Source organism: Achromobacter sp. B7, from assembly GCF_003600685.1.
GTDB lineage: Bacteria > Pseudomonadota > Gammaproteobacteria > Burkholderiales > Burkholderiaceae_B > Achromobacter > Achromobacter spanius_B.
The window spans coordinates 5720922-5741356 of the sequence record NZ_CP032084.1 but is presented as its reverse complement, the minus strand read 5'-3'; the positions used below and the strand labels follow the sequence as shown (position 1 = coordinate 5741356).

18 protein-coding genes are annotated in these 20435 nt (G+C 65.9%); 16 read left to right on the top strand and 2 right to left on the bottom strand.

Annotation, left to right across the window (positions count from 1 at the left end; translation table 11 throughout):
- The first annotated feature begins 54 nt into the window (after positions 1-54).
- From DVB37_RS25940 to DVB37_RS25910, 7 genes are all read left to right on the top strand, one after another.
- Complete coding sequence (locus DVB37_RS25940; protein ID WP_120157162.1) at positions 55-693, top strand: aldolase; 639 nt, start codon at positions 55-57, stop codon at positions 691-693.
- Between the two features lie 75 nt (positions 694-768).
- Positions 769-2106: an MFS transporter gene (locus DVB37_RS25935; protein ID WP_104142727.1), complete on the top strand. Its 1338-nt coding sequence runs from the start codon at positions 769-771 to the stop codon at positions 2104-2106.
- Positions 2107-2152: 46 nt separating this feature from the next.
- Complete coding sequence (gene otnI / locus DVB37_RS25930) at positions 2153-2938, top strand: 2-oxo-tetronate isomerase (RefSeq protein ID WP_120157161.1); 786 nt, start codon at positions 2153-2155, stop codon at positions 2936-2938.
- A 99-nt stretch (positions 2939-3037) separates the two neighbouring features.
- Positions 3038-4012 (top strand): D-erythronate dehydrogenase, encoded by a 975-nt coding sequence (gene denD, locus DVB37_RS25925; protein ID WP_120157160.1) that lies wholly within the window; start codon positions 3038-3040, stop codon positions 4010-4012.
- Positions 4013-4052: 40 nt separating this feature from the next.
- Positions 4053-4961, top strand: coding sequence for an L-threonate dehydrogenase (ltnD, locus tag DVB37_RS25920; RefSeq protein ID WP_046803208.1), 909 nt, complete (start codon positions 4053-4055; stop codon positions 4959-4961).
- On the top strand, positions 4958-6217 hold the full coding sequence (gene otnK, locus DVB37_RS25915) for a 3-oxo-tetronate kinase (protein WP_120157159.1): 1260 nt from the start codon (positions 4958-4960) through the stop codon (positions 6215-6217). The genes ltnD and otnK overlap by 4 nt, the downstream gene beginning before the upstream one ends.
- 95 nt (positions 6218-6312) lie before the next feature.
- A complete protein-coding gene (locus tag DVB37_RS25910) occupies positions 6313-7662 on the top strand; it encodes an amino acid permease (RefSeq protein WP_240434184.1) in 1350 nt (449 codons plus the stop codon).
- Here DVB37_RS25910 and DVB37_RS25905 read toward each other — a convergent pair.
- A complete protein-coding gene (locus DVB37_RS25905; RefSeq protein ID WP_120157157.1) occupies positions 7643-8350 on the bottom strand; it encodes a FadR/GntR family transcriptional regulator in 708 nt (235 codons plus the stop codon). The two genes, DVB37_RS25910 and DVB37_RS25905, sit on opposite strands and share 20 nt — an antisense overlap.
- A gap of 171 nt (positions 8351-8521) precedes the next feature.
- Complete coding sequence (locus DVB37_RS25900) at positions 8522-9427, bottom strand: LysR substrate-binding domain-containing protein (RefSeq protein WP_120157156.1); 906 nt, start codon at positions 9425-9427, stop codon at positions 8522-8524.
- A gap of 253 nt (positions 9428-9680) precedes the next feature.
- On the opposite strand from DVB37_RS25900, the gene DVB37_RS25895 reads away from it, so the two are divergent.
- The 9 genes from DVB37_RS25895 to DVB37_RS25855 all read left to right on the top strand — a co-directional run bounded on the left by DVB37_RS25895 (position 9681) and on the right by DVB37_RS25855 (position 20413).
- Positions 9681-11102: an MFS transporter gene (locus DVB37_RS25895; protein ID WP_120157654.1), complete on the top strand. Its 1422-nt coding sequence runs from the start codon at positions 9681-9683 to the stop codon at positions 11100-11102.
- The gene (locus DVB37_RS25890) at positions 11099-12196 is read left to right on the top strand and encodes a M14 family metallopeptidase (RefSeq protein ID WP_120157155.1); all 1098 of its coding nucleotides are present in this window, start codon (positions 11099-11101) and stop codon (positions 12194-12196) included. The genes DVB37_RS25895 and DVB37_RS25890 overlap by 4 nt, the downstream gene beginning before the upstream one ends.
- A 351-nt stretch (positions 12197-12547) precedes the next feature.
- Positions 12548-13411: an ABC transporter permease gene (locus DVB37_RS25885; RefSeq protein ID WP_046803215.1), complete on the top strand. Its 864-nt coding sequence runs from the start codon at positions 12548-12550 to the stop codon at positions 13409-13411.
- Between the two features lie 3 nt (positions 13412-13414).
- Entirely contained in the window at positions 13415-14461 is a 1047-nt protein-coding gene (locus DVB37_RS25880; RefSeq protein ID WP_046803216.1) for an ABC transporter ATP-binding protein, read from the top strand.
- 8 nt (positions 14462-14469) lie between these two features.
- On the top strand, positions 14470-15351 hold the full coding sequence (locus DVB37_RS25875; RefSeq protein ID WP_104142744.1) for an ABC transporter permease: 882 nt from the start codon (positions 14470-14472) through the stop codon (positions 15349-15351).
- 25 nt (positions 15352-15376) lie between these two features.
- Positions 15377-16624, top strand: a complete 1248-nt coding sequence (locus DVB37_RS25870) for an amidohydrolase family protein (protein ID WP_046803218.1) — start codon at positions 15377-15379, stop codon at positions 16622-16624.
- Between the two features lie 5 nt (positions 16625-16629).
- The gene (locus DVB37_RS25865; protein WP_120157154.1) at positions 16630-18288 is read left to right on the top strand and encodes an amidohydrolase family protein; all 1659 of its coding nucleotides are present in this window, start codon (positions 16630-16632) and stop codon (positions 18286-18288) included.
- Between the two features lies 1 nt (position 18289).
- Positions 18290-19273, top strand: coding sequence for a GTP-binding protein (locus DVB37_RS25860; RefSeq protein ID WP_120157153.1), 984 nt, complete (start codon positions 18290-18292; stop codon positions 19271-19273).
- Between the two features lie 90 nt (positions 19274-19363).
- Positions 19364-20413, top strand: coding sequence for an ABC transporter substrate-binding protein (locus tag DVB37_RS25855; protein WP_120157152.1), 1050 nt, complete (start codon positions 19364-19366; stop codon positions 20411-20413).
- The last annotated feature ends 22 nt before the right edge of the window (positions 20414-20435 follow it).

Genomic DNA, 20435 nt, shown 5'->3' with positions numbered 1-20435 from the left:
CACCTTCCCATTGCGTTCCAGCGCCTGTCCGCCCCTGCTTTCCAGGGGTTTTTCATGACTGACGAAGCCCGCATCCGCGAAGAAATCTGCGTCGTCGGGGCCAGCCTTTACCAGCGCGGCTACACGGTCGGCGCCGCCGGCAACATCAGCGCGCGGCTGGACGACGGCTGGCTGATCACGCCCACCGACGCCTGCCTGGGCCGGCTGGACCCGGCGGAACTGGCCAAGGTCGACCTGGGCGGCAACTGGGTGTCGGGTGCCAAGCCGTCCAAGACGCTGGTGCTGCACCAGGGCATCTATCGCGCCAGCCCCGAATCGCGCGGCATCATCCATACGCATTCCACGCACCTGGTCGCGCTGACGCTGGCCGGGGTTTGGAAAACCGACGAAGTGCTGCCGCCCATCACGCCCTATCAAGTGATGAAGGTGGGCCGCATTCCGCTGATCGCGTATCGCCGCCCCGGCGACCCGCAAGCCGCGGCCGAGGTCGAAGCCGTGGCCGGCCAGGTGCGCGGCGCGCTGTTCGAACGGCTGGGGCCGGTGGTGTGGGAACGCTCGGTGGCGCACGCCTCGTATGCGCTGGAAGAGCTGGAAGAAACCGCGCGCCTGTGGCTGATGAGCCAGCCGCGTCCCACGCCCTTGTCTGCCGACGCCATCGAAGAATTGCGCACAGCGTTCGGCGCGCGCATCTAAGCCCATCAACCGCAAATAAAGTCGCCTGGCCGCCTTGGCGCGGACCGGTGCGGCGCATTCTCCTGGAGACTTTTCATGCCCCCGATGGATCTGGCGTCAGGCGCCAACCCCGCTGCCGCTTCGGCATCCCAACCTGAATCCCGCGAAACCGCGCGCGCCTACGCCAAGGTGTTCTGGCGGCTCGTGCCGTTCCTGATGCTGTGCTATGTCATTGCCTACCTGGACCGCGTCAACGTCGGCTTTGCAAAGTTGCAGATGTCGCAAGACCTGGGCTTTAGCGAAACCGTGTTCGGGCTGGGCGCGGGCGTTTTCTTCATTGGCTACTTCCTGTTTGAAGTGCCCAGCAACCTGCTGATGCATCGCCTGGGCGCGCGCATCTGGATCGCGCGCATCATGATCACGTGGGGCATCCTGTCCGGCATGTTCATGTTTGTGGAAACGCCCACGGGCTTCTACATCCTGCGCTTCCTGCTGGGCCTGGCCGAAGCGGGCTTCTATCCCGGCGTGATCCTGTACCTGACCTACTGGTACCCGGCGCATCGCCGCGCGAAGATCATCGCGCTGTTCATGTCCGCCATCCCCGTGGCCGGCATCTTCGGCAACCCGCTGTCGGGCTGGATCATGGAAGCCTTTCACGGCACGCACGGCTTGCAGGGCTGGCAGTGGATGTTCCTGATTGAAGCCATTCCCGCGCTGCTGATCGGCGTGGTCACCATCATGTACCTGGACAACGGCATCGCCAGCGCCAAGTGGCTGACGCCCGACGAAAAGCAGCTGCTGACGCGCGAGATCGAACAGGACCAGAAGCAGACCGGCACGCAAAAGCACTCGTTGCGCGCGGTGTTTGGCGACAAGCGCGTGTGGTGGATGTGCCTGATCTATTTCGCCTTCGTCGCGGGGCAATACGGCCTGACGTTCTGGATGCCCACGCTGATCAAGTCCACCGGCGTGACCGGGGCACTGAACATCGGCCTGCTGTCGGCCATTCCGTTTATCTGCGCCATCATCGTGATGAACCTGCTGGGCCATTCGGCGGACAAGCGTCGCGAACGCCGCTGGCACTTGATCGTGCCGGCGCTGGCGGGCGCCATCGGCTTTACCGCCGCCGCATCCTTTGCCGACAACACCGTGGTGTCGCTGATCTGCCTGTCGTTGGCCGCCGCCGGCGTGCTGACCTGCGCGCCGTTGTTCTGGTCGTTGCCCACTGCCTTCCTGTCGGGTACCGCGGCGGCGGCGGGCATTGCCATCGTCAACTCCGTGGGCAACCTGGCCGGGTTCGCCAGCCCCTACATGATCGGCTACCTGAAAGACCTGACGAACTCCACGGCGTCCGGCATGTACGTGCTGGCCGCCGTGCTGGTCATCGGGGCCATCGCGGTGTGGTTCACGCCCGCCAAGCTGGTCAATCGCTAAGGCGTTATTGCCGCGTAGATAAACGTTATTGAACAAAGGACTCGCCATGCCGCGCCTGGCCGCCAACCTGACCATGATGTACACCGAGCATCCGTTCCTGGATCGCTTTGCGGCCGCCGCAAGCGATGGTTTTCAAGGGGTGGAGTTTCTGTTTCCCTACGACTACGCCGCCGCCGATATCCAGGCGCGGTTGCGCGATAACGGCTTGACGCAGGCCTTGTTCAACGCGCCGCCGGGCGACTGGGCTGCGGGCGAGCGCGGCATTGCGTCCTTGCCGGGGCGCGAAGATGAATTCCTGCGCGGTCTGGACCAGGCGCTGGAATATGCGGCGCAACTGGGCAACCGCAGCCTGCACGTCATGGCCGGGCTGATTCGACCGGAGCAGGACCGCGCGGCGCATCGCGAGGTGTACGTGAAGAACCTGGCCCACGCCGCGCGCATCGCGGCAACGGCCGGCATCACGGTGGTGATCGAACCCATCAACACGCGCGACATCCCTGGCTTCTTCCTGAACCGGCAAGATGACGCCCAAGCCATCTGCAAGGAAGTCGGCGCCGACAACCTGAAAGTGCAATTCGATTGCTATCACTGCCAGATCGTCGAAGGCGACATCGCCAAGAAGCTGGAACGCGACATGGCCGGCATCGGCCACATCCAGATTGCCGGCGTGCCTGACCGCCACGAGCCCGACGTGGGCGAACTGAACTATCCCTACCTGTTCGACCGCATCGACGCGCTGGGCTATACGGGCTGGATCGGCTGCGAATACCGGCCCAAAGCGGGCACGCGCGCGGGCCTGGGCTGGGCGCAACCCTATGTTGCCCGGCGCTGAGTCGTACAAGGCTGCGTTGATCAACATCACGTTGCTTAGCACCGAATTGCACATCAACGAATTGCACATCACCGAATTGCAAACCACCGAGATCGCATCATGAAAATCCTGATCACCGGCGGCGCCGGATTCCTGGGCCAGCGGCTGGCTCGCAAACTGCTGGAGCAGGGCACGCTGACGCTGGACGCCAACGGCCCGCAAGCCATTACCCGCATCGACCTGCTGGACGTCGTCAAGACCGATGCGTTCACTGACCCGCGCGTGCACTCGCAAGTCGGCGACATTGCCGACCCGGCCGTGCTGCGCCAGGCCATCGACACCGACACGCGCGCCGTCTTCCATCTGGCGGCCATCGTCAGCGGGCAGGCCGAGGCCGATTTCGACTTGGGAATGCGCATCAACCTGGACGCCTCGCGCGCCTTGCTGGAAGTGTGCCGCGCGCTGGGTCACCAACCGCGCGTCGTCTTTACCAGCTCGGTAGCCGTGTACGGCGGCGACTTGCCCGACACCGTGCGCGACGACACCGCGTTGAACCCGCAGTCGTCCTACGGCACGCAAAAGGCAATTGCCGAACTGCTGCTGGCCGACTACACGCGGCGTGGTTTTGTTGACGGGCGCGTGCTGCGTCTGCCCACCATCAGCGTGCGCCCGGGCCGCCCCAACGCCGCGGCATCGTCCTTTGCCAGCGGCATCATCCGCGAGCCACTTAACGGCGAAACCGCCGTCTGCCCCGTGGGCGCCGACACACGCCTGTGGCTGTTGTCGCCGCGTGCCGCCATCCAGGCCTTGATCGCCGGATGCGAGCTTTCGGCTGACGCCGTGGCCGACCGCGCGCCCATCAACCTGCCGGGCGTGTCCGTCACGGTGGCCGACATGGAACAAGCGCTGCGCGAGGTCGCGGGCGATGACGTCGCCGACCGCATCACGTGGCGCCCGGACGAACGCGTTGAACGCATCGTGGGCAGCTGGCCCGGCCGCTGGGACACCACGCGCGCCAGCCGCCTGGGCTTGAAGGGCGACAACAGCTTTGCCGACATCGTCCGCGCCTACGTGGCCGACGACTTGCCGCGTTGATACGCGGCGCCATTCTTACGACATTCCGGACGAACCCGCCATGAGCCTTCCGCAATCCACTCCCCGCCGCGTCGGCGTCATCGGCCTGGGCGCCATGGGCGCGGGCATCGCCCAAAGCCTGCGCCGCGCCGGCCACGATGTGCACGTGTACGACATCCGTTCCGAAGCGGCCGCAGCCTTTGCCGCTGATGGCGGCGTGGCCTGCGCCACGTTGGCCGACATGGCAGCCGCCTGCGACATCATCATCAGCGTGGTGGTCAACGCCGCGCAAACCGAATCGGTGCTGTATGGCGACGGTGGCATCGCCACCGCCTTGCGGCCCGGCGCCGTGTTCGTGATGTGTTCCACCGTGGACCCCAACTGGTCCATCGCGCTGGAAGCGCGCCTGGCCGAGCAGGGCGTCCTGTACCTGGACGCGCCGATTTCCGGTGGCGCCGCCAAGGCCGCCGCCGGCCAGATGACGATGATGACGGCAGGCGCCAACGCCGCCTACGACGCCTGCGGCGCGGTGCTGGAATCCATGGCCGGCAAAGTCTATCGGCTGGGCGACCGCGCGGGCGCGGGCAGCAAGGTCAAGATCATCAACCAGTTGCTGGCCGGCGTGCACATCGCCGCCGCCGCCGAAGCGATGGCGCTGGGTCTGCGCGAAGGCGTGGACGCCGATGCGCTGTACGAGGTCATCACGCATAGCGCGGGCAACAGCTGGATGTTCGAGAACCGCATGCCGCATGTACTGGCCGGCGACTACACGCCTTTGTCGGCCGTGGACATCTTCGTGAAGGACCTGGGCCTGGTGCTGGACACCGCGCGGCACAGCAAGTTTCCGCTGCCGCTGGCCTCCACCGCGCATCAGATGTTCATGCAGGCGTCCACCGCCGGGCATGGCCGCGAGGACGACAGCGCCGTCATCAAGATTTTTCCGGGCATCACTTTGCCGGAGGCAACATGAGCATCAACATCAAGCTTGGCTGCATCGCCGACGACTTCACGGGCGCCACCGACCTGGCCAACAACCTGGTGCGCGCCGGCATGCGCACCGTGCAGACCATCGGCGTGCCGGGTGAGCCGTTGCGCGCCGATGCGGACGCCGTGGTCGTGGCGTTGAAAACCCGCACGCTGCCGGCTGATGAGGCCGTGGCGCAATCGCTGGCCGCGCTGCGCTGGTTGCAGCAGCAGGGCGCCCAGCAGATCTATTTCAAGTACTGCTCTACGTTCGACAGCACGCCGCAGGGCAACATCGGCCCGGTCACGGACGCGCTGATGACGCAGCTGGGCACGCCGTTCACCATCGCCACGCCCGCGTTTCCCGACAACAAGCGCACCGTCTTCAAGGGCTATCTGTTCGCGGGCGACGTGCTGCTGAACGAATCGGGCATGCAGCATCATCCGCTGACGCCGATGACCGACCCCAACCTGGTGCGCGTGTTGCAGGCGCAAACCTCGCGCAAGGTCGGGCTGATCGATTACAGCGTGGTGGCGGCGGGCGCGGATGCCATCCGCGCGCGCATCCAGGCCTTGCAGCAAGAGGGCGTTGAGATCGCCATCGTGGATGCCGTGTCCAACGACGACCTGCTGACCCTGGGGCCCGCGCTGCGCGACATGCCGCTGGTGACGGCGGGCTCTGGCGTGGCCATCGGCCTGCCCGGCAACTGGGGCCTGGCGCCCAGCACCGTGGCCGTTGACGTGCGCGCGCCCGGCTTGCAGGCCGTGGTGGCGGGCAGCTGCTCTACCGCCACCAATGCGCAGGTAGCCGCGTTCATTGAAAGCGGGCGGCCCGCGATGGCGTTGGACCCGATGCGGCTGGCATCGGGCGAAGACGTGGTGGAGCAGGTGCTGGCATGGGCCGCGCCGCGCATGCAGGACGGCCCGGTGCTGGTCTATTCCACCGCGCAACCGGATGCGGTGATAGCCGCGCAAGGCGCGCTGGGCGTGGCGCGCGCGGGCGAGATGATCGAGGCGGCCATTGCGCGCATCGCGGTTGGCCTGGTGGAGCGCGGCGTGCGCCAACTGATCGTCGCGGGCGGTGAAACCTCCGGCGCCGTGGTCCAGGCGCTGGGGCTTGCGCAGATCACCATCGGCACGCAGATCGACCCGGGCGTGCCGTGGTGCGCCGGTCATTCGCCCGTGGCGAATGAAGACGTCAGCATCGCGCTGAAGTCAGGCAACTTTGGATCGCGCGACTTCTTCATCAAGGCGTTCCGCTGACGCCGATTCAGCCATACACACAAGCAGGAGGGCAGGCAGTGGCCAGCAAACAGAACAACGCGCTGAAAGGCGGCTTGAAATCACGGCACCTGACGATGATGTCCATCGCCGGGGTCATCGGGGCGGCGCTGTTCGTCGGCTCGGGCAAGCAGATCGCGCTGGCCGGCCCCGCCGTCATCCTGGCGTACCTGGGCGGCGGCATCCTGGTCATCCTGGCGATGCGCATGCTGGGGGAAATGGCCGTGGCGCAGCCGGACACGGGTTCGTTTTCCACCTACGCCGACCGCGCCATCGGGCGCTGGGCGGGGTTCACCATCGGCTGGTTGTATTGGTATTTCTGGGCGTTCCTGATGGGCTGGGAGGCCTATGTCGCCGGGCAGATCCTGCATGGCTGGTTTCCGCAGGTGCCGGATTGGGGCTACGCGCTTTTCATCACGGTGTCGCTCATCATCGTCAACTTCATGAACGTGCGGAACTACGGTGAATTCGAGTTCTGGTTCGCGCTGATCAAGGTGATTGCCATCGTGGCGTTCCTGGTGATCGGCAGCCTGGCGGTGGTGCACCTGTGGCCCTGGGGCGAGGCGCGCGGCGTGTCGCAACTGACGGCGCAGGGCTTCATGCCCAATGGCATCAAGTCGGTGGTGGTGGCCATGCTGGGCGTGATGTTCGCGTTCATCGGCGCGGAAATCGTGACGGTGGCCGCCGCCGAATCCGCCGACCCCGCGCGCGAGATCATCAAGACCACGCGCTCGGTGGTGTGGCGGATCTGCCTGTTCTATGTCGGCTCGATCTTCATCATCGTGTGCCTGGTGCCGTACAACGACCCGCTGCTGTCGCAGCCCACGCACGGCAGCTACAACGTGGCGCTGAGCCGGCTGGGCGTGCCGCATGCGCAGGCCATCGTCAATTTCATCGTGTTGACCTCGGTGTGCAGCTGCTTCAATTCGGCCTTGTATACCGCGTCGCGCATGCTGTATTCGCTGTCGCGTCGCGGTGATGCGCACCGCATCATGCAGGTGACCGGCCGGCGCACCGGCACGCCTTATGTCGGCGTACTGGTGTCCAGCGTGTTCGCCTTCGTGGCGATCTGGATGATGGCGACGTCCAAGATGGATCTGTACGACGTGCTGATGCAGGCCACCGGCACCATCGCGCTGTTCGTGTACCTGGCGATTGCGCTGTCGCAGCTGCGCATGCGCTATCGCTTGCAGGCTCAAGGCGTGGAACTGACGTTCAAGATGTGGTTGTTTCCGTGGCTGACCTATGCCGTCATCGTGTGCATCATCGCCGCGCTGATCACCATGGTGGTCGAAGGCACATACCGCAACGAAGTGGCCTATACGTCGTTGCTGGCGGGCGTGATTGTTGTGATGGGGCTGGTGGCGCAGCGCTTTGGCATCGGCACCGGCGGGCGCCGATTGCAGGTCAGCGGTGCGCCCGGCTAAGGCGCTTGGCCGCGTTGACCATGTGGATGCGCGCGGCTTCGCGCGCGCCTTCCACGTCTTGCCGGCGGATGGCCTCGACGATGGCGACGTGCTCTTGCAGCACGTCGCGCATCAGGTCGGCGTGGCGTGCTTCGTTGCCGCGCGTGACGCGCGTGGCGGCTTCCAGAAACTGGCTGACAAAGGCCAGCGTGGTCAGAAAATACGGGTTGCCCGTGGCGCGCGCGATGCTGCGATGAAAGGCCACGTCTTCCTTGACGCCGTCGCCGCCGTCCGCCACCGCCTGCGAAATGGCGCCCAGCGCGTTGTCGATATCCGCCATGTCGCGCTTCTTGCGCATGGCGGCGGCCTGCGCCGCGATTTCGGTTTCCAGCGCGCGCCGCAGGTCCACGATGTGCAGCACCGCGTCCAGTGAGGTGAGTTCCGTCGCATCGATCCGCAGCGCCCGATTACCCGTCAGGCCGGTAACGAAGACGCCGCTGCCTTGCCGCGCTTCCACAATACCGTCCTGCCGCAGGCGCGACACCGCTTCGCGGATGACGGTGCGGCTGACGCCGAACTGCTCGGCCAGCGCCGCTTCGGTAGGCAGTTTTTCGCCCGGCGGCACGCGGCCTTCGTCGATTTCGGCGAGCAGGCGCTTGGTGACCGTGTCGGTCAGCGTGGGCTGGGAAGGAAGGCGGGGGAACACCATGGGTATCAAGGGCAGGAGTAAGGCGGGTGCGGGGCAACGACGCCGGTCGCGGATGGCGATGTCGGACGTCTGTCGCGTGTTGACGCTGACGTTGATGTTGACTTTGACGTTGACAGCAGCGCGTGGCGAGGCCCGGCGGCAATGATAACCGGTAGACCGGCGCTACCGACGCTATCGGCGGGGTGGGCGGTGCTGGGCGTGGGCCTCGTGCAGGCAGTCGATGAAACAGCGCGCGGCGGGCGTGGGCGGCGAGTCGGCGCGCGTCAGGATCGACACCCGCGCGGCTGGCAGTTCGTGCAACAGCGGCACCATGCGCACGTCGCGCGGCAGCAGCCGGTGGTCGAACAGATTGCGCACGAAGATGCCCAGCGCGTCGCTGTCCGCGATGATGGCCAGGGCCACCGCGATGGACTGGCACGGAATCACATCGCGCGGCGCAGGCAGTTGTTGCGTTGCGAAAGCCAGCCGCAGCAGGTTGGCCGGCGCCTGGATGTTGCCGGGCAGCAGCCACAGGGCCTCGTGCAGATCGGCCAAGGTGCGGGCGTGGCGCAGCGGATGCCCGGCTCGCGCGCCCACCGCCAGCGGCAGCGTGAACAGTGTCGTGCGGGCAAAGCCGTCGTCGATGTCGCCGTCGTATTCCGTTTGCACCAGAAAGTCGTAGCGGCCCGATTCCAGTTGTTCGTGGCTGAAGGGCGGCGCCACTTCATTGAACGCCACCGATACGCGCGGCATGCGCGCCCGGAAGGCGGCCAGCGCGGCGGGCAGCACCGTCAACGCGGCCGAACTGATGGCCAGGTTCAGGCTGCCGCCTTCGCCGTCGCGCATCTGCCCGATCTCTTCCTGGGCGCGCCGCGCTTCTTGCAGGATCACCACGGCGCGCTTGTACAGCGCGTCGCCGTACGGGGTCAGTTCAACGCCGCGCGCGCTGCGGCGCACCAGTTCGGCGCCCACGCTTTGTTCAAGCTCGCGCAGGCTGCGGGTGGCGGCGGGCTGCGTCACGAACAGGGCGCGCGCCGCCGCGCGGATGCTGCCGTGCTCGGCGATCAGGACAAAGGCGCGCAATTGGCGAAGATTCATGGCGTGGGGATGGCGGGGGGAAGGAGTGATGACGGGGCCGGGATGGGCGGGGCTATAACAAAAAGCTTTCACTGGAACAAAAATACTGTCTTTTCCTTATCGTCCGCCATCCGTATATTCACGCGGACGGGGCAGGCAAAGCGACCGGGACATGACGCCCGGCGGCCATCAGGCCAACACGGCGCGGTCAATGCGTGACGCGCGCCGCGTGAAGCGGGACCATCGCCCCGGCAACGGACATCAAGGGGAAATCATGTCTATCGCCATCGCCGCCGATTCCGGCCGGCAGCATCTGCATTCATCGACGATGCGTCGGCGCGTCATTGCCGGCACCACCATCGGCAACGCGCTGGAGTTCTTCGACTTCACCGTTTTCACGTTCCTGATGCTGGTCATCGGGCCGCTGTTCTTTCCGGCTGCCTCTGGCTACGGCCAGTTGCTGTTGACCACCGCCACCTTCGGCGTGGGCTTCCTGATGCGGCCCGTGGGCGGCATGCTGATCGGGTCGTACGCCGACCGCCACGGCCGCCGCGCCGCCATGACGCTGACGCTGTGGCTGATGGGGCTGGGTTGCGCGCTGATCGCCGCCGCGCCCACCTATGCGCAGATGGGCGTGGCCGGGCCGGTGCTGATGGTGCTGGCGCGGCTGATCCAGGGTTTTGCCGCCGGTGGCGAGGTGGGCGCGTCCACCACCTTGCTGGTGGAACACGCGCCGGCCAACCAGCGCGGCTTTTATTCCAGCTGGCAGTTCGGCAGCCAGTCGCTGGGCGTGATGCTGGGCGCGCTGACGGTGGCGCTCTTGACCGCCACGCTTAGCCCCGAACAGATGCAGGCGTGGGGCTGGCGCGTGCCGTTCGTCATCGGCATCCTGACCGTACCGGTGGGCGCCTACATCCGCCGCAACCTCGAAGAAACGCTGGAGGCGCCGGAATCGTCGCCGGGGAATCACGCCCGCCAGGCGGTGCAGGGGGGGCATACCACCCCCGCCGCGCATTCCCCGGCCAGGGCGGCCGACTCGCGCGTCACCCCGGCAGCCTCGACCGCGCCGTCCCATCAACCGCTGCGCCGCGTGTTCACCGAGCACAAGGCGCAGGTCGTCAAGGGCATCCTGCTTGTCATCGGCGGCATGGTGTGCGCGCAGATCATCGGCTTTTACATGCCCGCCTACGCCAACAAGCAGCTGGGCCTGCCCGCCACGTCCACGCTGTTTGCCAGCGTGGTGCTGGGCGCCATCGGCTTTTCGATCGCCCCGTTTGTCGGCATGCTGGCGGATCGCGTGGGGCGCAAGAAGGTCATCTTCTGGTCGCGCGCCGCCACGGTTTGCGCCTTGCTGCCGTGCTTTGAATGGCTGGTGTCCGCGCCCAGCACGGCGCGGCTGATGACGGTGATTGCGTTGCTGGCCGTGTTGCTGGCCTTGCAGACCGCGCCCGTCATCACGATGCTGCCCGAGCTGTTTCCCAAGGCCGTGCGCACCACCGGCATGTCCGTCGTGTATGGTCTGGGCATCTCGGTATTTGGCGGCTTTGCGCAGTTCTTCGTGACCTGGCTGCTGCATGTCACCGGCAACCCCATGGCGCCCGCCTGGTATTTGATGGTGACCGTCACGCTTTCCACCGTGGTGCTGTTCTGGATTCAGGACCGCACCGGCCATGCAATCGACACTCAGGAGGCATGATGCCCAGCAGTACAAGCTACTTTCCCCGCAGCTACGCCGAATCGCGCGAGCGCTTTCTGGCGGATGCCGAGCGCCTGGGCGCGTCCGTCGCGTCCTACCCGATCGAGGCGGTGGGCAGCGAGGGCGAAGCCTTGGCCACCGACGTTGCGCTGATCGGCGCGCCCGACGCCAAGCGCCTGTTGATCATGACGTCCGCCACGCATGGCGTCGAAGGCTTTTGCGGGGCGGGCTGCCAGTTCTCGCTGATGGACGACGCGCCGATGCTCAAGCGCGCGCGCCAGGCGGGCGTGGCCTTGCTGCTGGTGCACGCGGTAAACCCGTACGGGTATTCGTGGATGGCGCGTACCGACGAAGGCAACGTCGACTTGAATCGCAATGCGCAACCCTTTGACGGCGCGCCGCTGCCGGTCAACGCCGGCTACGGCGCGCTGCATCCGCTGCTGCTGCCCACGCAATGGCCGCCATCCGACGACAACCAGCGCGATCTGGCGCGTTACGTCGCGGAACATGGGCAGGCCGCCTTTGCGCAAGCCGTGTCGCGTGGCCAGTACACGCACCCCGACGGCTTGTTCTACGGCGGCGCGGCGCCGGCGGCCTCGCTATCCAACCTGCGCCGCATCCTGCAAACGCATGCCAGCCCCTATGCACATATTGGTTGGATCGATGTGCATACCGGTCTGGGGCCGCGCGGCCATGGCGAAAAAATCTACGCCGGCCGCCGCGATGACGCCGAAGTGGCGCGGGCACGGCAGTGGTGGGGCCTGGACATTGCCGTGCCGTTTCAGGGGACATCGGCTTCCGTGGACATCACGGGTCATCTGGCCAGCTTGATCTATCAGGCCTGCCCGCAGTCGTCGCCCACGCTGATGGCGCTGGAATACGGGACGGTGCCCTTTGACGACATCGTGCTGGCGCTGCGCGGGCGCAACTGGCTGCGCGCCAACCCGGACGCCCCGGCCGCGCTGCGCCGCGACATCCTGCAAGCCACGCAGGACGCGTTCTATTGCCACGCCTATGACTGGCACGGCATGGTGCTGGGGCAAAGCCGCGTGGCGGTGCTGCAAGCGCTGTGCGGGCTGGAGGCGGCGCGCTGAGGCGCTGACACGCCGGTGCGCCGGTGCGCCGCTGCGCCGCTGCGCCGCTGCGCCGGTGCGCCGCTGCGCCAGCGCATGACGGACGGCACCGAGCCCCCGGCGCCGTCATTCCCATTGAAACCCCGGGTTGCACCTGCCCCTGTTTTCACACCGAGACGGGTTGCACCTGCTCGCGCCGCGCGCGTCGGGAATTACCCGCGTCGATGCGGCGTCGGGCGCGCAATGTTGGGTAATCCCTAGTTGAACGGCGCAGCAACCCATCGATATGCTTCGGTTAACCGAGAGAACCGAAGAGTTCCATGCGGAGGAGTTTTAAACCGAGCCGGCACCTCGCTGACAAGGAAACAGGATTTGCATAGCGCGCCTCCTTTGAACTCGGCCGTCACGGCCGCCCGGGTCAAGCCCATACGCGTGATCCCCTGGGCAACGTGGCTGCACCGAGTTTTCGTCGTACTGATGTATGCGTTCATGCTCTGCCCCATCGTGCTGGTGGTCTGGCTGAGCTTTTTCAAGGACGCCATTCTCTACTTCCCCCCGTCCGGCTACACGCTGTCCTGGTACGTCAAGGCCTGGGAAAATCCCGCGTTCGCCAACGGCTTCCTGTTCAGCCTGCAAGTGTCCCTGGTGGCCGCCGCCATCGGCGTGGTGATGGGCGTGCTGGCCGCGGTCGGCATTGCGCGCTACCGCTTCCAAGGCAGCAAGGGCATCAACACCTTGCTGCTGTCGCCGCTGCTGATCCCCGGCATCGTGGCGGGCGTGGGCATCTACCTGTTCTATCTGCGCGCCGAGGAAATGCTGGACCAGGACATCATCGGCACCTTCGGCGGCCTGGTCATCGCGCACGTCTGCCTGACGATTCCGTGGACGGTGCGCCTGGTCACCGCCGGCATGGCGGGGCTGGATGGCTCCATCGAGGAAGCGGCGCGCAACCTGGGCGCCAGCGCGCCCAAGGCCTTCATGCGCGTGACCCTGCCCATGCTGCGCCCGTCCATCGTGGCGGCGGCGCTATTCAGCTTCGTGGTGTCGTTTGAAAACCTGGAGCTGTCGCTATCGCTGGTGGGCCCGGGGCGCACCACGTTGCCGATCGCCATCATGCAGTACCTGGAATTCAATCTGGACCCGACCATCGCTTCGGTGGCTTCGGTGCAAATCCTGCTGTTGGGCATCATCATGCTTGTGACCGACCGCTATGTGAAACTCAGTCAGGTGGTGTAAGAAATGGCGAAGGTCTCAATCGAGAATATCCGCAAGCAGTTCGGCGCGGCGGTGGCGGTGTCCGACTTTTCCCTGGAGATCGCCGAAGGCGAACTCGTCACGTTCCTGGGGCCCAGCGGCTGCGGCAAGACCACCACGCTGCGCATGATTGCCGGCTTCATTACGCCGACGGCCGGACGCATCCGCATCGGCGATACCGACGTCACCCGTTTGCCCGTGCACAAGCGCGATACCGGCATGGTGTTCCAGCGCTACGCGCTGTTTCCCCACATGACGGTGGCCGAAAATGTGGCCTTCGGGCTGGAGATGCACAAGGTGCCCAAGGCCGACCGCGACGCCAAGATCCGCCGCGTGCTGGACATGGTGCGCATGACGGAATTGCGCGACCGCTATCCGCGCCAATTGTCGGGCGGACAGCAGCAGCGCGTGGCTATTGCGCGCGCGCTGGCTATCGAACCCAAGGTGTTTCTGCTGGACGAGCCGCTGTCCAACCTGGATGCCAAGCTGCGGCTGGAAGTGCGCGAGGAAATTCGATCGTTGCAGCAGCGCTTGGGCCTGACCACGGTATTCGTCACGCACGATCAGGAAGAGGCGCTGGCCATTGCCGACCGCATGGCCATCATGCATGACGGCATCGTGCAGCAGGTGGGCGCGCCCGCCACGCTGTACGAGCGTCCGGCGAATCTTTTCGTGGCCGACTTCCTGGGCAAGATGAACGTGTTCACGGGGCGCGGCCAGGCCGACAACCAGTTCCATACCGATGCGGGCCAGCGCATCGCCACGCCGGACGGCGCCGGCGCCACGCATGTGGGCGTGCGGCCCGAGCGGGTGCGCCTGGCCGAGCAGCCCCTGGGCGGCAACGCGCTGGCGGGCGTGGTGGAATCTTCGCTGTACCTGGGGTCGGTGCTGGAAGTGCGCGTGCAGCTGGAAGGCGGCAACCGCATGATCAGCCAGATCGTCAATGGCGGCGCGGGCCGCGCGCAACCGGCAACCGGCTCGCGCGTGTACGCGTGCTTCGAGCCGGAAGACTGCGTGGCCTTCACGCAATAGGAGCCGCCATGACGACCGCAACCGTAGACGGGCGGCCCAGCCGCTGGCTGGGGCCCGGGCTGGCCTTTCCCGCATCGCTGGTGGTGCTGGTGATCATCCTGGTGCCCATCCTGCAACTGGCCCGCTACAGCTTCAACCATTTCGATCCGGCGGAGCTGATGCAAACCGCCTTCACCTTCGAAAACTACGCCAAGTTCTTTGGCGACCCTTACTACCGCGACATCTTCTTCACCACCTTGTGGGTGGCGGCGCTGTGCACGGTGCTGGCCCTGGTGCTGGGCTTTCCCGTGGCGTATTTTCTGGCGCGCACGCAAAGCCGGTACAAAAGCCTGTTTGTGATTCTGCTGGTGTTCCCGCTGATGGTGGGCAACGTGGTGCGCGCGGCCGGCTGGATGGTGGCGCTGGGCAACGCCGGCGTGGTCAACGCGGTGTTGCAGGGCCTGGGCGTGATCGACAAGCCCATCACGCTGATGTACACGCCCACGGCGGTGGTCATCGGCACCACGGCCGTGGTCATGCCGTACCTGATCCTGACATTGCAAAGCGTGCTTGAAGGCATGGACCTGTCCGTGGAAGAGGCGGCGCGCAATGTCGGCGCCAACTTCTTCACGACGTTTCGCCGCATCGTGTTGCCGATTGCCGCGCCGGGCGTGGCGGCGGGCACGATGCTGGTCTTTATTCTTTGCATGAACGCCTACGCCACGCCGGTGCTGCTGGGCGGCTCGGGCCTGACGATGATGGCGCCCGCGCTGTACGACCAGATCACCCGCGCCTCGAACTGGCCGTTCGGCGCCGCGCTGGCCGTCATCCTGGTCTGCGGCACGCTGGTCATCGCACTGATATCGAACTGGCTGATCCATCGGCGCTACATCAAGACCATGGCGTCTTGAGCCCGAATCACAACAAGGAAATTTCATGGCATCCGTATTGTTCAAGAACGCGAACCTGCTTGATCCCTTGCAGGCCGAATTGCTGGAGGGCCACCATGTGCTGGTCGAGGACGGCGTCATCAAGGAAGTGTCGGACAAGCCCATCACCAGCGCCTCGGCGCAGGTGATCGACGCGGCTGGCCGCACGCTGATGCCCGGCCTGATCGACCTGCACGTGCACGTGCTGGCCACGCAGTTGAACCTGAGCACGCAGGGCGTGCTGCCCGATGCGCTGGTGATGATGCGCGCGGTGCCCATCATGGCGGCGATGCTGCGCCGCGGCTTCACCACGGTGCGCGATGCGGGCGGCGCGGGCTGGGGCCTGAAGTGCGCCGTCAACGAAGGCACGGTCAAGGGGCCGCGCCTGTTCATCTCGGGCCGCGCCATCAGCCAGACGGGCGGCCACGGCGACCCGCGTCCGCGTTCCGACCACCTGCGCCCCATGAGCTTTTGCGGCTGCTGCTTTCGCGCGGGCGACATCGGCCGTGTGGCCGACGGCATCGACGACGTGCGCAAGGCCGTGCGCCAGGAACTCCAGATGGGCGCGGACCAGATCAAGATGATGGCCTCGGGCGGCGTCGCATCGCCCACCGATCCCATTGCGTCCTTCGGTTATTCGGAAGAAGAAATCCGCGTCATCGTCGACGAAGCCGCCAGCCGCCAGACGTATGTGATGGCGCATTCCTACACCGCCGACGCGATCGAACGCGCCGTACGCAACGGCGTGCGCACCATCGAGCACGGCAACCTGGTGGATGAGCGCGTGGCGCGCTTCATGGCCGAGAAGGGCGCCTTCGTGGTGCCCACGCTGGTGACCTACGAAGCGCTGGCCAACGAAGGCGCCGACTATGGCCTGCCGGCGGACTCGGTTGCCAAGATTGCCACCGTGCGCACCGCCGGCCTGCACTCGCTGGAAATCTACAAGAAGGCGGGCGTGAAAATCGGCTATGGCTCGGATCTGCTGGGCCCCTCGCAACGCCTGCAAAGCGACGAATTCCGTATCCGCAACGAAGTGCTTTCCACCCAGGAAGTGATTCAGTGCGCCACCACCACGGCAGCCGAAGTGTTGAACCAGGTGGGCCAGCTTGGCCGCATCCAGCCGGGCGCGCTGGCCGATGTGCTGCTGGTGGACGGCAACCCGTATCGGGACTTGTCCTGCCTGTTGGGGCAGGGCGAGCACATCGCGCTCATCATGAAGGGCGGCGAAATCGAACACAACGGACTGGGGGTGTAAGCGCCATGAGCGATCCCACGTTTTCGCAATCGGAAGTCGGCGAAGAATCCCGCGACGTCAACGCGGCCAAGGGCTGGCATCCGCCTTCCGCGCCGGTGTCGCGCGACCGTGGCCTGGGGCCGTTTCCCCGGCTGATCCTGCGCGGCGCAACCATCATCGACGGCACCGGCGCGCCGCCCTGGGGGCCGGTCGACATCGTGATCGAAAACGACCGCATCACTGCGCTGGTCAACGTGGGCACGCCGCACAAGGCTATCGACCCCAAGCGCCGCCCGGGGCCGGGCGACCACGAAATCGACTGCCACGGCAAGTTCGTCACGCCTGGCTTTGTGGACGCGCACGCGCACATCGGCACGCCGTATCACGCCATGAGCGGCATCGTTCCGCCCGCCGACTACATCTACAAGCTGTGGCTGGCGCATGGCGTGACCACGGTGCGCGAAATGGGCGCGATGGGCGGGCTGGGCTGGACGATGGAGCAGCGCGAACTGTCCGCCGCCAACAAGATCGCCGCGCCGCGCATGGTGGTGCACAGCGTGTTTCCCGCCGTGAACGACCGCGTCAAAACCATCCACACGCCCGAGCAGGGCCGCGAATGGGTGCGCAAGCTGGCCGCGCGCGGTGCGGACGGCATCAAGTTCTTTGGCGCGCCGCCCGCCATCATGGAAGCCGCGCTGGACGAAGCCGCGCAACTGGGCCTGCGCTCGGGCTGCCACCACGCGCAGATGGCCGTGACCCGTGTGAACGCATTGAAGTCCGCGCGCTGGGGGCTGACCAGTTCCGAACACTATTACGGCCTGCCCGAAGCGCTGTTCGAAGACCGCGTCGTGCAGTCGTTTCCCACGGACTACAACTACAGCGACGAGTACTACCGCTTTGCCGTCGCCGGCCAGACCTTCATGCAGGCCGCGCAGCCGGGCTCGGCCAAGTGGCGTCAGGTGATGGACCAGTTCCTGGAGCTTGGCCACACCTTCGTGCCGACCTTCAATATCTACGACGCCAACCGCGACCTGATGCGCGCGCGCCGCGCGGACTGGCACGACGACTACACCTGGAAGGCAGTGTGGAAGTACTTCCAGCCGCAGCGCGGCGGGCATGGCGCCTACTGGTATCGCTGGAGCACCACCAACGAAATCGAGTGGAAGCAGAACTACCGGCTGTGGATGCAGTTCATCAACGAATACAAGAACCTGGGCGGGCGTGTGTGCGCGGGCAGCGATTCCGGCTTCATCTTCCAGATCTACGGCTTTGGCTTCGTGCGCGAACTGGAACTGCTTCAGGAAGCCGGCTTTCATCCCATTGAAGTGCTGCGCGCCGCCACCTCGCAAAGCGCCGCGTTGCTGGGCATCGATGACGACACCGGGTCGATCGATGTGCAAAAGCGCGCCGACCTGCTGATCCATGATCAAAATCCGCTGACCGATTTCAAGCTGCTGTTCGGCACCGGCGCCATGCGCCTGAACGACGACACGGCCAAGGTCGAATGGCAGCGCTGCCTGCGCACCACCATCAAATCCGGTGTGGTGTACGACACCGCCGAACTGCTGGCCGACGTGCGCAAGATGGTCAAGGACAGCTGGGCGGAAGACGTGGATGGCGAACGCCCGCCGTTTGGTGGCGCGCCGTCGGGTTCGCCTTGCGACAGCGCGGACGAGGCAGGCTGACATGGCCGTCGACCTGTTCCTGTTGTGCGGTTTCCTGGGCAGCGGCAAGACCACGCTGCTGGTGGATTACCTGCGCGATCCGGCGTCCCGCGACACCGGCGTCATCGTCAACGAGGCAGGTGAAATCGGCGTGGACGGCGCCATCGTTGCAAACGACAGCGACAACGTGCCGATGACGCTGATGGCCAATGGCTGCGTGTGTTGCTCGTTGCGCAGCGACCTGGTCTATACCTTGTCGGCGTTGCTGGACGCGCCGCGCCCCGAGGGCGAAGGCCCGTTGCAACGCGTGATCCTGGAATGCAGCGGGCTGTCGCGGCCCGGCCCGATCATTGCGTCGCTGGCCGACCCGGAACTGGCCAGCCGGGGCTTGCGGCTGACGGTGGTGTGCACCGACGATTGCGCGCGCGACCCGGATGCGTTGGCCGAGATGGATGAGGCCATGGCGCAGTTTGGCGCCGCGCACCGCATCGTGCTGACCAAGACCGATTTGCTGCCGGCATCCGAGCTTGCCGGCCGCGCCGCGCGCGCCGCCGCGCTGAACCCGCTGGCCGACGTCATTGCCGACCCCGACCGCCGGAGCGCCGTGCAAGCCGCCTTTGCGCTGTCGCAAGGCGTCGCCGACTTGGCCGGGCTGGCCGCGCGCATGCTGATCGCGGGCGGCGCCGGCGCCAATGCCGCGCACCCGCGCATCCGCGTGATGGCAGCGCGTGCGCGGGACGGCATGAGCTGGACCGATTTTTCCGAATGGCTGGATAACCTGGCCGGCTTGTGCGGCGAACGGCTCTTGCGGCTCAAGGCCGTAGTGCGCGTGACGGAATGCGCCGAGCCCATCCTGATCCAGTCGGTAGGCACGACCTTCAGTGCGCCGCAACGGCTGACGCGTCAGCCCGATGCACGCGATGCCATCATCGTCATCGCGCGCGACATCGACGCGGCCGAAATCCAGGCGCTGGCACCCGATGCGCCGGTCCAGATGCTGGTCTGACCGGTTTGAAAACCCAAGGCGCGCGGGCGGGCACAGCCGCTTGCGCGCCACCGTAGCAAGTCGTCAGTTCCCCTTCGATACGAGGTTGTTATGCAAGAGAAAAACCTGACTCGCCGTGGCTTCATCAAGACCGCCTCGGGCCTGGCCCTGGCCCCCGCGTTGGGCTGGGTGCCCGGCATGGCGCACGCCGCCGAAAAAGACCTGGTCGTGGGCACGTGGGGCGGCGACTACCAAAACCTGCTTCAGCAGATCATCAACCCCATCGTCGACAAGCAAGGCGTGAAGGTGGTGTACGACACGGGCAACGCCGTGGGCCGCGTGACCAAGTTGCGCGCGGAAAAGAATTCGCGGCGCGGCAGCATGGACGTGGCCCTGCTAGGCGAAGTCGATATGTATGACGCCGAACGTTCCGGCACGCTGGAGCCCATCGACGTCAAGAAGCTGCCCAACCTGGCGCACGCGATTGCCGCGCTGAAAACGCCGTATTCGATTCCGCACATCTTCAGCGCGATGACGCTGGTGTACAACACCGAAAAATTCCCGACGCCGCCGGACTCGCTGCAAGTGCTGCTGGACCCGAAGTGGAAAGGGCAGGTGGGTTTCTCGGACATTCTGTACCTGTACAACTCGGTCTTCGTCGGCCTGGGCGCGGGTGGGGACACCAAGACGTTTGACGGCGGCAAGCGCTTCCTGGCCAAGCTCAAGCCCAATGCGCCGCGCATCTATCCGTCCAACGAGGCGGTGGCGTCCGCATTCAAGTCCGGCGAAATCGCCATCGCCTGCATGTGGAAGGCGCGTGCGTTGCAGTGGAAGGACAGCGGCCTGCCGCTGGGTTTCGTGATCCCGAAGGAAGGCTCGGTGCCGGTGTCGTTCGAAGCGGGCGTGGCCAAGAACAGCCGCAACAAGGAGGCGGCGTGGGAATACCTGAACGCCATGCTGGACCCGCAAGGCCAGATCGGTTTCGCCGAAAAAATGGGCTACGCGCCCACGGTGACCAACGCGACACTGCCCGAGAACCTGAAGCGCGTCGGCTTCACCGATGCCGAAGTCAAGCTGCTGCACGCGTACGATTTGAAGGGCCTGACCGAACGCAAGGCCGACATCCTGGAATTCTGGAACAAGGAATTCAAGGCGGGTTGATGGGGCGGATGATGTGGCGGCG